The organism is Actinoplanes sp. URMC 104 (assembly GCF_051386375.1).
Classification (GTDB): domain Bacteria; phylum Actinomycetota; class Actinomycetes; order Mycobacteriales; family Micromonosporaceae; genus Actinoplanes.
In genome coordinates this window covers 169,525-181,634 of sequence record NZ_JBPQTO010000002.1, presented here as the reverse complement: position 1 = coordinate 181,634, position 12,110 = coordinate 169,525, and the positions used below count along the sequence as shown (strand labels likewise).

Sequence of the window (12,110 nt, the reverse complement as noted above, 5' to 3'; positions counted from 1 at the left end):
TCATCGGCTAGCATCCTTGCGTCGATGGGGAACGCTCGGTCCACGGGCCGGCACCCCGACATCGAGGGCATGGCGGTGTTTCTCGGTGTTTCTTTCGAAGCGCGCATGTGGGGGCACATGAGCACGACGGACCTGCCCGGTTCGAGTCTGCTGGCCGGTCGATACCGACTGGTCGAGCGCCTCGGCGCCGGCGGGATGTCAGTGGTGTGGCGGGGGTTCGACGAAGTCCTCGGGCGCCAGGTCGCGGTGAAGGTTCTGCCACCGTCGACAAGCGCGGACCCGGCGTTCCGGCGCCGGCTGCGCGCGGAGGCTCAGGCTGCCGCTCGGCTCAGCCATCCCAACATCACGAATGTCTACGACTACGGCGAGGCGACCACCGTCGACGGTGAGCCGGTCCCGTACGTGGTCATGGAGCTGATCGACGGCGAGTCGCTCGCCGCCGTGCTCGCCCGCACCCGCAAGCTGCCCTGGCAGCACGCCGTGCGGATAACTGCCGAGGTCGCCGCGGCGCTGGCCGCCGCGCACTCGCGGGGCATCGTGCACCGCGACGTCACCCCGGCCAACGTCATGCTCACCCCGACCGGCGCCAAGGTGGTCGACTTCGGCATCTCGGCCCTGATCGGCGAGAACGACATCGACCCCGACGGCAGCCTGCTCGGCACGCCGGCCTACCTCGCGCCCGAGCGGCTCGAGGGCGGCCAGGTGAGCCCGGCCACCGACGTCTACGCGGTCGGCCTTCTCATCTACCGCACGCTGATCGGCCAGCTGCCGTGGGACGTGGGCACGACCACGGCGCTGCTGCGGGCACACCAGTACACCGAGCCCGAGCCGCTGCCGCCGGTCGACGGCCTGCCGCCCGAGGTGGACGCCCTGGTGGGCCGCTGCCTCGAGAAGCGCCCGTCCGACCGGCCGTCGAGCGCCGACCTGGCACACCTGCTCGCCGGCATCTCGGCGGCGGCGCCCCCGGTGGCCCGCGGCTACGTGCCGGAGTGGTCCGGCAGCGGCGAGAACACGACGATCCTGCCGCCCGCCGGCGGGTCCTACGACGAGATCCTGGGCGGAGCGGCCGGTGCCGCTCCGGTGTCGCCCGCGGCTGCTCCGGTCTCGCCGGCTGTTGCCCCGGTCTCGCCGGCTGCTTCCCCGGTCTCGCCCGCGGCCGAGCCCGTCTCGCCGGCCCCTGCTCCGGCGGCCGCGGCTGCTGCCGCCGCGGAGGCGGAGGCGCCGGCGCGCAACAGCCGGTTCGCCGACCTGCCCTCCGGGCCGGTCTACAACGCGGCCCCGGCCGCGGCGGCCCAGGGCGCGGTGCGTTCGGCGGCGAGCAACGCTTCGCCGAACGCGGAGAAGCCGGCTCCGGCGTGGATGGCGAACGCCAAGACCCGTCGCGTGCTCGTCATCGCGCTCGGCGTCATGTTGCTCGGTGCGGGGACCTATGGCTTCAGCTTGACGGGTGGCCCCTCGGGCGGCGCCGCACAGGGCGCGACCCCGGCGCCGCCGCCGACCCGGTGCGTGGTCAGCTACTCGGTCTTCTCCGACGAGGACAAACACTTCACGGCCGGCATCACGGTGGCCAACCGCAACCAGGTCGCGGTGAAGGACTGGAAGCTCTGGTTCATGCTGCCCGGCGACCAGAAGATGGTCGGCGCTGGTGATCTTCAGCTCACGCAGCCCGACCCCAGCGGTGGCGGCGTCACGATCACGGGGCCGAAGGAGCTCGGACCGCTGGGGACCGTTCCGCTGGCGATCAACGGGACCTACGTCCAGCGCAACTCCGCGCCCATGACCTTCGAGCTCAACGGCACGCCGTGCGAGACGTTCGTGTCGCCGGCGCCCGGTGCGCCGACGAAGTACGTGCAGCGTGGACCGGGCAACCAGGTGAAGCTGGTCTCGCCGCAGGCACGCGTTCCGGGCGTCTCGGTGGGCGACGGCGGTCTGATCACCGTCACGCCGACGAAGGAGACCCCGAAGCCGTCGACCAGTTCGACCACGCCCCCGCCCGGCGGCGGCAACCCGGACACCGGTGGTAACCCCGACACCGGCGGCAACCCGGATACGGGCGGTAACCCGGATACCGGCGGCGGTAACCCGGATACCGGCGGCGGCAACCCGGACACCGGCGGCGGCAACCCCGACACCGGCGGCGGCAACCCGGATCCGGTGCAGAGCGCGTCGCCGGATCCCAAGCCCGCTGGGCAGGACGAGCCGGGCACCGGCACGGGCTCCGAGGAGCCCGACAACGGTCCCAGCACGACGACGTCCACGCCGCCCGGCACGCCCGGTCCGGATGCGGTTGACGACTGCGCGGCAATTCCGGATGAGTGCGTGACTCCGTAGGACTGACGACAAGGGCCGGCTCGACAGAGCCGGCCCTTGTCGTGTCTGGGCCTGTGGCGGCGAGGGTCGGATGCCGAACACCGCAACGGCCGAAAGCGGACGCGACGCCGCGGGCTGTGGAGTTACTGTGAACGGGATGCATCAGGCACTTTCCTCCGTTTCGCCCGGCGTGTCTGCCGGGTGGGGGAGTGTGCCTGGGCAAGATGAGATAGCGGATCTGGCCGTGCGCATTCGGTCTGCAGTGCCACCGGACGGGCACAGGTGCAACGGCCAGCAAGGTCGTCCATCGGGGAGTTCTTCATGATCAGCATCGTCAAGGATCTGGCGGCGGAGGCCCTCTTCGTCTCCGATCTGCAGCCGTCCCAGTGCCCCAGCAACGAGGCCGTGGAGCAGGCCGTCACCGACATGATCCTGCAGTACGGCAGCGACGGCTGCGCGGCCGGCGTGGCGGCCGAGTTCGGTGACCACCCGGACTGCGCGGTGCGCCGCATGCACTGGGTGCACACCGAGCTCAGCGGGGTGCTGGCACCCCGGCGGGCCGCAGCCCTCCACTAAACCTGAGTCTTTCTCGCGAAAAGCACCCGAATAGCAACCGAGTTCGGCCGCCCCTGCACCTTTCGCCCGTAAAAGTCTTCCTCGTCAGCCGGTTTTCACCCAACCGGTCGTATGAGCGAGGAGGACCACGTGAGCGACACGACCGAACTCCCCGCCACCATCGGCACGACCCACGACGCGCCGTCCGCGCGTGACATCGAGGACCTGGTCCGCGAACACATGCCGATGGTTGGCCATCTGGTCCGGGAGCTGCTGAACCGGGTACCGGGCCACGTCCATGCGGACGACCTGTCCTCGGCCGGGTTCGCCGCGCTGCTCGGGGCGGCCCGCTCCTTCGACGTGACCCGCGGCATCCCGTTCCACCGCTTCGCCGCGGTCCGGATCCGCGGCGCGCTGCTCGACGAGCTGCGCGGGCAGGACTGGGCCAGCCGGTCGGTGCGGGCGCGGGCCCGCAAGACGGCGGCGGCCCGGCAGGAGCTCACCGCGGCGCTGGGCCGCACGCCCACCGACGCCGAGGTGGCCGAGCTGCTCGGCATCGGGGTGGCCGAGCTGGCCGGGGTCGAGGACGACGTCCAGAAGGCGGCCCTGCTCAGCCTGCAGGGCTTCCCGACCGGCGCGGCCGAGGAGATGGTGCCCGAGACCTCGGAGGGGCCGGAGGACCTGCTGCTCAAGCGGGAACGCCTCGGCTACCTGCACCAGGCGATCCAGGCGCTGCCCGAGCGGCTGCGCCAGGTGGTCACCGAGTCGTTCCTGCAGGAGCAGCCGCTCAGCGACGTGGCGGCGCGGCTGGGCGTCACCGAGTCGCGCATCTCGCAGCTGCGCACCGAGGCGTTGCAGCTGCTGCGCGAGGGCCTGAACAGTTCGCTGGCGCCGGAGCTGCTCACGGTTGCCGCGGGCGGTCCCCGTACGCGCAAGGGTTGTATGCAGAGGCGCCGGTCCGAGTACTTCGCCCGGGTCGCGCAGCAGGGCAACCTGCACACCAGGCTCGCGCTCACGGACGCGCACGGCGTCCCGATCGCGGTAGCGGCTTGATCACTTCATAGAGCGGGGGCGGCCTTGTGCCGCCCTCGTGCCGTTCCCGGCTCGCAGAGCGGATCGAGAGCCGCGCGTACGGGCCGGATGTCGGCGCCCACGGCGGTGGCGAGAGCGCCGCAGCCGGCCAGCGGCATGACGGCGAAGTCGCCCGGCCCCGAGATCGGCGGGGGCAGCAGGGCGGCCGGGACGGCGACCACCGTGCCCAGCGCACGCCCGCCGCCCAGCACGGCGGCGCCCGACCAGCCCGGAGCGGCGGGGCCCACGGACACCTCGTGGCGGTAGAGCGTGCGGCCCGCGTACCGGATGGTCGTGTCCATGACGACGTCGCCGGGCTGCTCGCCGTGGCGCCCGCAGACGAGGTCGTCGCGCCAGAGCAGCGCGCCCCCGTCGGCCACGTCGACGCGGGTGACGCTCAGGTGGTCGCAGCCGGCCGCGGCGATCAGCGGCTCGGGCAGCCAGCGCAGCGTGGCGCCCTCGGCCACGCTCGCGTGGACCTCGAGGCGCGACCGCGGCAGGTGGCCGCGGCCGGGGAGCGCGAGCTGCGCGGCCACGCTGCGGATCTCGAGGGCGGCGCCCGGCCCGACACTGATCTCGAGGCGCAGGTCGTCGCCGCGCAGCGGGCCCGCGCCGCCGCCCACCAGGTGCAGGGTGGCGGGTCCGGTGCGGCGCAGCAGCAGTGGGGATTCGCTGTGCAGGACGGTCAGCCGGGTGCCGCCGCGCCCGTCGGACTCGGCGGCGACCCGGGAACGCGCCCTCACGCCGCGGGCACTCGCGCGGCGACCAGGCCGCGGATCCAGTCGGCGACCGGCGTGGCGGCGCGGTCCTGCACCAGCGACAGGAAGACCGTCGGCAGGTCGCCGCGGCGGGCCCGGGCGTCACGGTCCATCACCGACAGGTCTGCGCCGACCAGCGGCGCCAGGTCGATCTTGTTGATGACCAGCAGGTCGGCCGTGGTGACGCCGGGGCCGCCCTTGCGCGGCACCTTGTCGCCCCCGGCCACGTCGACCACGAAGATCTGCTGGTCGATCAGGCCCTTGCTGAACGTCGCGGTCAGGTTGTCGCCGCCGCTCTCCACCAGCACGAGGTCGAGCGGGCCGAGCGCCGCCTCCAGGTCCTCGACCGCGTCCAGGTTGGCCGAGATGTCGTCGCGGATCGCCGTGTGCGGGCAGCAGCCGGTCTCCACCGCGCGGATGCGGTCGGCCGGCAGCACGCCGTTGCGCAGCAGGAAGTCCGCGTCCTCGGTGGTGTAGATGTCGTTGGTCACGACGGCCAGCCGCAGCTCCTCGCCGAGGGCCCGGCACAGCGCCGCGACCAGCGCGGTCTTGCCCGAGCCGACCGGCCCGCCGATGCCGATGCGCAGCGCCCGCGGCCCTTCGTGCAGCGGGTCGTGCGGGTCGGTGCCGGGGTCGGGGTGGGTGTGCGGCGTCGTCTCGCCGGGACCGTGCGTGTGCGGGGCGACATAGCCGTCCGAGGGGTGGGGGAGAGCCCCGCCCGCGACGGAATGCTGTGCTTCAGGATGCAAAGAGACGCACCTCCCAGGTGGCGTGGAGCTCGGCGCCGACGTCGAGCAGCGGGCCGCCCGCCGCCGGCAGGTCGTCGACCGGGTCTAAGGCGCGCGCCGCGGCGCCGGCCGCGATCCGGTCACAGTCGCCGGCGAGCCGGGCGAGCAGCCCGTGCACCGCATAGGGATCGAGACCGAGCAGGCGTACGGCCGCGCTGGCCGGGCCGGTGACCGTGGTGTGCGCCGCGGCCACGGCCGCCTCCGTCGCGCCCAGCCCGGCGGCGTGCGCGACCACTCCCAGCGCCACCGGCTGGTGCGGCTCGCGGCCCACGGGCGGCAGCGCCCACATGGCTCGCGCCGCCCTCAGCAACGCCCGGCCCTGGGCCCGGGACGCCTTCCGCAGCGCCGGTGACGGCGTACGCGCGTCAAGCCCTTGATCGAGATCGGCCCACTCGGCGGGCCGGACGCAGGCGGTGGCCGCGAAACCCGCCGCGACCAGCCCGGCCGTCGCCAGCCTGCCGCGCAGGAACTCCGCCACGGCGTCGAGCTCGCGCACCCGCCCGGCCGAGACCTGCGCCTCGAGCCCGCCGGAGTGCGCGTGCCCGCCCGACGGCAGCCGCCCGTCGGCAAGCACCAGCAGCGTCGCGAGGCTCATGTCAGAACAGGAAGTAGCGCTGGGCCATGGGGAGCTCGGTCACCGGGTCAGGCTCGACGACCTCGCCGTCGATGCGGACCACGAACGTGTCGGGCTCGACCTCGATGCGCGGCAGGGCGTCGTTCAGCGGCATGTCGGCCTTGGCGACGCGCCGGGTGTCCTCGACCGGGACGAACTCGCGCTTGACGCCGATCCGGTCGCCGACCAGCGCGTCGATCGCGGCCTCGGCCACGAACGCCAGCGACGTCTGGGCGGGCACCACGCCCTTCGCGCCGAACATCGGGCGCGGCAGCATCGGCTGGGGCGTGGGGATCGAGGCGTTCGCGTCGCCCATCTGCGCGTACGCGATCATGCCGCCCTTGAGGACGAGCGCCGGGCGTACGCCGAAGAAGGCCGGATCCCACAGCACGAGATCCGCCAGTTTCCCCGGCTCGACCGAGCCCACGTGCGACGACATGCCGTGCGCCACCGCGGGACAGATCGTGTACTTGGCGACGTACCGCTTGGCCCGGGTGTTGTCGGCGGTCGTGTCGCCGGGCAGGGGGCCGCGGCGGGCCTTCATGACGTGCGCGGTCTGCCAGGTGCGCAGCACCACCTCGCCGACCCGGCCCATCGCCTGCGAGTCCGACCCGATCATGGAGATCGCGCCGAGGTCGTGCAGCAGGTCCTCGGCGGCCATCGTGGACGGCCGGATGCGGCTCTCGGCGAACGCCAGGTCCTCGGGCACCGCCGAGTTCAGGTGATGGCAGACCATCAGCATGTCGAGGTGCTCGCTGAGCGTGTTGCGCGTGTACGGCCGGGTCGGGTTGGTCGACGACGGCAGCACGTTGGGCTGCCCGGCCACCGTGATGATGTCCGGCGCGTGCCCGCCGCCCGCGCCCTCGGTGTGGTACGCGTGGATCGACCGGCCGGCGATGGCGCGCAGCGTCTCCTCGACGAACCCGGCCTCGTTCAGCGTGTCGGTGTGGATGGCCACCTGGACGCCCGACGCGTCCGCCACCCGCAGGCACGCGTCGATCACCGCGGGCGTCGTGCCCCAGTCCTCGTGCAGCTTGAAGCCGCCCGCGCCGCCGCGCAGCTGCTCCCACATCGACTCGGACGACATGGTGTTGCCCTTGCCGAGCAGCAGCACGTTGACCGGGTACGCGTCGATCGCCTCGAGCATGCGCGCCAGGTGCCACGCGTTCGGGGTGACGGTCGTGGCCTTCGTGCCCTCGGCCGGCCCGGTGCCGCCGCCGATGATCGTCGTGATGCCCGACGCGAGCGCCGTGTCGAGGATCGTCGGGCTGATCAGGTGGACGTGGCTGTCGATCGCGCCAGCGGTCAGGATCTTCCCGTTGCCCGCGATGATCTCGGTGCCGGGGCCGATCACCAGGTCGGGGTGCACGCCGTCCATGGTGTCGGGGTTGCCGGCCTTGCCGACCGCGGTGATGCGGCCGTCGCGGATGCCGATGTCGGCCTTCACGATGCCCCAGTGGTCGAGCACCACCGCGCCCGTGATGACCGTGTCCGGCGTGCCCTCGGCGCGGCTGGCCCGCGACTGCCCCATCGACTCGCGGATCACCTTGCCGCCGCCGAACACCACCTCGTCGCCCGGCCGCGGCCCGGCGCTGCGGTCCTCTTCGACCTCGATGAGCAGGTTCGTGTCCGCCAGCCGGATCCGGTCGCCGGCGGTGGGGCCGTAGAGGGCGGCGTAGCGCCCACGGTCGAGGGTCGTCATCGTTCCCCGTCCGCGCCGCCTGCGCCGTCCGAACCGTCCGCGCTGTCGCCGGTCGCGTCGTCGAGGGGGCCGCCGGCGAGGCCGCGCAGGCCCGGCACGATCCGCGCCCCGGCGAGCGCCACGAGCGTCACGTCCCGCGGGATGCCCGGCTCGAAGCGCACCGACGTGCCGGCGGGCACGGCCAGCCGGCAGCCCCAGGCGGCCCGCCGGTCGAACTCCAGCGCCGCGTTCGCCTCGGCGAAGTGGAAGTGCGAGCCCACCTGCACGGGCCGGTCCCCGGTGTTGCGGACGGTCATCGCGACGACCGGGCGCCCCGGGTTGATCTCGATGTCCCCCTCGCCCAGCAGGATCTCGCCGGGGATCACGGGATCGGCCCGTGGACGGTGACGAGCTTGGTGCCGTCCGGGAACGTGGCCTCGACCTGCACCTCGGCCAGCATCTCGGGCACCCCGTCCATGACGTCGTCCCGGGAGAGCACGCGCCGCCCGGCGTCCATGAGCTCGGCCACCGTCCGGCCGTCGCGCGCGCCCTCCAGCAGGAACGCGGTGATGATCGCGGTCGCCTCGGGGTGGTTGAGCCTCAGCCCGCGCTCGCGCCGGCGCCGGGCCACGTCGGCCGCGACGTGGATCAGCAGGCGTTCCTGCTCGTGCGGGCTGAGGAACAACCGGACCTCCCTGATAGCGCCCCGCGATGCTCGCAGTTCGACGTTTCGGACGTGTTACCCGCGGCCGGTCAGGCGCCCGTGTAGAGCACGGCGTCGATCTCGATGTCGAAGCCGACCAGCGGCACCGGCAGCGTCGTGCGTACGGGAAGATTGTCGCCCTTGACGTATTCGGCGTAGATCTCGTTCATCTCGGCGAAGTCGTCGAAGTCGCGCAGGTAGACGCCGAGACGCACGGCCTGGTCGAGGCTGGCGCCGGCCGCCTCGGCCACCGCGGCCAGGTTGCGGAACGCGGCGTGCGCCTGCTCGGCGAAGCTGCCGGTGACCCAGGTGCCGTCGGGCAGCGCCGGGACCGCGCCGGCCAGATAGACGAAGTCGCCGGCGACGACGGCGTGCGAGTACGGGCCGCCGGCCGGGGCCGCCTTCTCGGCCTTGATGGCGCGCTTGGGCATGTCAGATCTCCTTGGTATCGCGGGGAAACTGTTCGGCCAGCCCGTCCACGTCGACGAGCGGGATGTCGAGCAGGTCGCGCAGCGCCGACCGGCGCCGGGCCAGGGCGGCGTGCTGCGCCTCGGTGAGCGGCGCCCACGGCGGCGGGTCGGCCGGCCAGGCGGGAGGCAGGAGCCGGCCCGACACGTACGTGGCGACGTTGACCAGCCGCAGCGGAGCGGTCCGCGTCTGCCGGTGCGCGTCGACGACCGTGTGCTCCTCGGCCCGTACGTCGAAGACCGCCAGATCGGCCGGCGCGCCCACGTCGAGCGTGCCGCCCGGCAGGCCCAGCGCGGCCGCCGGCGCGGACGTGACCTTCGGCAGCACGGCGTCCAGCGGCAGCCCCACCGCGAGCAGCTTGGCCATCGTGGTCGGCAGGTCGAACACGGGCCCGGCCACCGAGCGGCAGTGCAGGTCGGTCGAGACCGACGTCGGGACGAGCCCCAGGTCCAGCTGGCGTTCGAGCACGTCGAAGGCGAACCCGCCGGAGCCGTGCCCCAGGTCGAGCAGCACACCACGGTCGACCGCCGCCCGCACGGCCGGCCCGAGCGGCGCGGCGATGCCGCTGGAGCAGTGCGTCACGATGTCGCCGGGCCGCAAAAGGTCGAGCACCTCGTCCAGCGCCGGCGGTGTCGTGCCGATGTGGACCATGACCGGTACGCCGCAGGCCTCCCCGACGGCGAGGCCCCGGCGCAGCGGCTCCACGCCGTTGTCCCCGACGGTGTCGTGGTCGATGCGCACCTTGATCCCGCGGACGAGCTCGCGCCGCCGCTGCACGGTGTCGATCGCCAGCGCGACGTCGCAGTTGCCGAGGTCGCGGCTCTCCCCGGTGCGCCCGGCGAGGCCCACCGCCGAGATGTTGAGCAGCACGGGCACGCGCACCGCGCGGGCGGGCAGGGCGTCGAGCGTGTAGGCCCCCGTGGAGCCGGCGTCGACCCACGTCGTGACGCCGGTGCGCCAGGCGACCGGGTCGGGGTCGATGCCCCAGTAGCCCGGGCCCACGTGCGTGTGCAGGTCGATCAGGCCGGGGGTGATCAGCTTGCCGGACACGTCGACGACCGTGCGGGCGTCGCGGGGCAGGGCGTGGCCGGTCGCCGCGATCCGCCCGCCGGTGACCGCCACGTCGAACGGCTCGCCGCCGGTCAGCAGCAGGTCGTACGTCACGGCCACCTCCCCGGGCCGACCCTATCGGACGGGTGGGCGGCCGTGGGCGGGGAACGGGGTGGGTGTCGGATCGGCGGCGGGCTCGTCCGCCGTTTGCCGGGGCGGGCGCCTGTGGACAAGTGGGCTCGGCGGCTTGACAAGGGCGTAAGGTCCCTGCCAACTCCCGGGTGGGTGGGGGAGGCGGTGGCCCACGGGTGATCTTGGCAAACGAGCGGATCCGGGCGGGCCCGACGGCGGTGATCGCGGGGCGCGGGCCGGATCCGGGCGGGCACGACGGCGGTGGCGGCGGCGCGGGCAGGATCCAGCCGGGCGCGGTGGCGGTGCGGGCCGGATCCGGGCGGGCGCGACGGCGGGCGTGGTCGTGGGGCTTGCGGGCATTCGAGGCGGTCAGCAAGCGTGAGGGGATGACGATGCGAGGGCTGGTCCCGCTACCGGTGTCGGTTGCCGCAACCTCGGGCGACCTCTGGCTGGGCGCCGACACGCCCCTGGAGGCGCCCGCCGAGCTGGCCGGCGTCGCGAGCTGGCTGCGGGGCGCGCTGCGCTGCCCGCTTCCGCCGGGCGCGGGCGGCCTGACGCTCCGGGTGGACGAGACCCTCGACGAAGAGGCGTACGTGCTGGACGGACTGCGGATCAGCGGCGGCTCGGCGGCCGGGGTGTTCTACGGCTGTCAGACGTTGCGTCAGCTGCTCCCGGCGGCGGCGTTGCGCCGGGCGGGGGCGGTGGGGTGGCCGGTGCCGGCGGTGCGGGTCGACGACCGGCCGGGGTTCGGCTGGCGCGGGGTGATGCTGGACGTGGCCCGGCACTTCATGCCGGTGGCGGACGTGCTGCGCTTCGTCGACCTGGCGGCGTTCCACAAGCTCAACGTGCTGCACCTGCACCTCACCGACGACCAGGGGTGGCGCCTGGAGGTGCCGGGGTGGCCGCGGCTGACGGAGGTGGGGGCGTGGCGCAGCGAGTCGATGCTGGGCGCCCGGCAGCACGCGCGCTTCGACGGGCGGCCGCACGGGGGTTTCTACACGAGCGACGACCTGCGCGAGATCGTGGCGTACGCGCGGGAGCGGCACGTGCGGGTGGTGCCCGAGGTCGACATGCCGGGGCACATGCAGGCGGCCATTGCCGCGTACCCCGGCCTCGGCAGGGCGGCGACGACCGTACGGACCGGCTGGGGCATCTCGTCGCACGTGCTCGACCTGAGCGACGAGGCGCTGGACTTCTGCCGGGCGGTGCTCGACCACCTGTGCGACGTGTTCCCGTCGGAGGTGATCGGCATCGGCGGGGACGAGTGCCCGGTCGACGAGTGGGTGGACAGCCCGGTCCTCGCCCGCGAGGGGCTGAGCACGCCGCACGAGCTGCAGCCGTGGTTCACGATGCGGATGGCCGAGCACCTCGCGTCGCGCGGGCGGCGCGTCTACGGCTGGGACGAGATCCTCGAGGGCGGCGCCCCGCGGGGTGCGGTGGTGGCCGCCTGGCGGGGCGCGGAGCCCACCACGGTCGCGGCCCGGCTGGGCCATCAGGTGGTGTCTTGCCCGGACGTGGGGACGTACCTGGACTACCGCCAGTCCGACGACCCGGGCGAGCCCACCCCGGTCGGCACGCGGCTGACGCTGGCCGACGTGTACGCGTTCTCGCCCGTACCGCCGGATCTGCCGGAGGCGGGGCGCGAGCTCGTGCTGGGTGGGCAGGCGAACGTGTGGACCGAGCACATGGAGTCGGCCCGCCGCGTCGACTACATGACCTATCCGCGGCTGAGCGCCTTCGCGGAAGCCGTGTGGGATCCGCCGGGGCGCTCGTACGCGTCGTTCGAGGCCCGCCTCGGCGACCACCTGGAACGGCTCGACGCGCTCGGCGTCAACTACCGGCCGCTCACCGGACCGCGACCCTGGGACGCGCGCCCGGACGCCCCGGGCAACCCGCGGTCGCTGCCCGATCGCCTGGCCGAGCTGCGCGAGATGACCAAGCGTCTTGAAATCCGCGGCCCGGTCTGATGAGCTGCCAGCAG

General features: G+C 73.8%; 12 protein-coding genes. 4 read left to right on the top strand and 8 right to left on the bottom strand.

The features are described from left to right. Positions 1–117 precede the first annotated feature (117 nt). The 3 genes from ACSNN8_RS01770 (at position 118) to ACSNN8_RS01760 (ending at position 3,918) form a co-directional block, all read left to right on the top strand. Positions 118–2,331: a serine/threonine-protein kinase gene (locus tag ACSNN8_RS01770; RefSeq protein WP_436646449.1), complete on the top strand. Its 2,214-nt coding sequence runs from the start codon at positions 118–120 to the stop codon at positions 2,329–2,331. A gap of 300 nt (positions 2,332–2,631) precedes the next feature. Beyond that, positions 2,632–2,886 (top strand): hypothetical protein, encoded by a 255-nt coding sequence (locus ACSNN8_RS01765; RefSeq protein WP_436646448.1) that lies wholly within the window; start codon positions 2,632–2,634, stop codon positions 2,884–2,886. Positions 2,887–3,015: 129 nt separating this feature from the next. Then, a complete protein-coding gene (locus ACSNN8_RS01760) occupies positions 3,016–3,918 on the top strand; it encodes a sigma-70 family RNA polymerase sigma factor (protein ID WP_436646447.1) in 903 nt (300 codons plus the stop codon). 5 nt (positions 3,919–3,923) lie between these two features. Here the strand turns inward: ACSNN8_RS01760 and ACSNN8_RS01755 are convergent, their stop codons facing one another. The 8 genes from ACSNN8_RS01755 to ACSNN8_RS01720 form a co-directional block, all read right to left on the bottom strand. Further along, positions 3,924–4,679: an urease accessory protein UreD gene (locus ACSNN8_RS01755; protein ID WP_436646445.1), complete on the bottom strand. Its 756-nt coding sequence runs from the start codon at positions 4,677–4,679 to the stop codon at positions 3,924–3,926. Then, on the bottom strand, positions 4,676–5,302 hold the full coding sequence (gene ureG, locus ACSNN8_RS01750; protein WP_436649368.1) for an urease accessory protein UreG: 627 nt from the start codon (positions 5,300–5,302) through the stop codon (positions 4,676–4,678). The genes ACSNN8_RS01755 and ureG overlap by 4 nt, the downstream gene beginning before the upstream one ends. A gap of 130 nt (positions 5,303–5,432) precedes the next feature. After that, positions 5,433–6,077 carry an urease accessory protein UreF gene (locus tag ACSNN8_RS01745; protein WP_436646444.1) on the bottom strand — a complete coding sequence of 215 codons (645 nt, stop codon included), beginning with the start codon at positions 6,075–6,077 and terminating at the stop codon, positions 5,433–5,435. Position 6,078: 1 nt separating this feature from the next. After that, positions 6,079–7,797: an urease subunit alpha gene (locus tag ACSNN8_RS01740; RefSeq protein ID WP_436646442.1), complete on the bottom strand. Its 1,719-nt coding sequence runs from the start codon at positions 7,795–7,797 to the stop codon at positions 6,079–6,081. Beyond that, positions 7,794–8,162: an urease subunit beta gene (locus ACSNN8_RS01735; RefSeq protein WP_436646440.1), complete on the bottom strand. Its 369-nt coding sequence runs from the start codon at positions 8,160–8,162 to the stop codon at positions 7,794–7,796. Before ACSNN8_RS01735 ends, ACSNN8_RS01740 begins: the two co-directional genes overlap by 4 nt. Beyond that, entirely contained in the window at positions 8,159–8,461 is a 303-nt protein-coding gene (locus ACSNN8_RS01730) for an urease subunit gamma (RefSeq protein ID WP_436646439.1), read from the bottom strand. The genes ACSNN8_RS01735 and ACSNN8_RS01730 overlap by 4 nt, the downstream gene beginning before the upstream one ends. A 68-nt stretch (positions 8,462–8,529) precedes the next feature. Then, on the bottom strand, positions 8,530–8,910 hold the full coding sequence (locus ACSNN8_RS01725; protein ID WP_436646438.1) for a RidA family protein: 381 nt from the start codon (positions 8,908–8,910) through the stop codon (positions 8,530–8,532). Position 8,911: 1 nt separating this feature from the next. Then, complete coding sequence (locus ACSNN8_RS01720; protein WP_436646437.1) at positions 8,912–10,111, bottom strand: amidohydrolase family protein; 1,200 nt, start codon at positions 10,109–10,111, stop codon at positions 8,912–8,914. A gap of 194 nt (positions 10,112–10,305) precedes the next feature. On the opposite strand from ACSNN8_RS01720, the gene ACSNN8_RS01715 reads away from it, so the two are divergent. Beyond that, on the top strand, positions 10,306–12,096 hold the full coding sequence (locus ACSNN8_RS01715) for a beta-N-acetylhexosaminidase (RefSeq protein ID WP_436646436.1): 1,791 nt from the start codon (positions 10,306–10,308) through the stop codon (positions 12,094–12,096). Positions 12,097–12,110 lie beyond the last annotated feature (14 nt).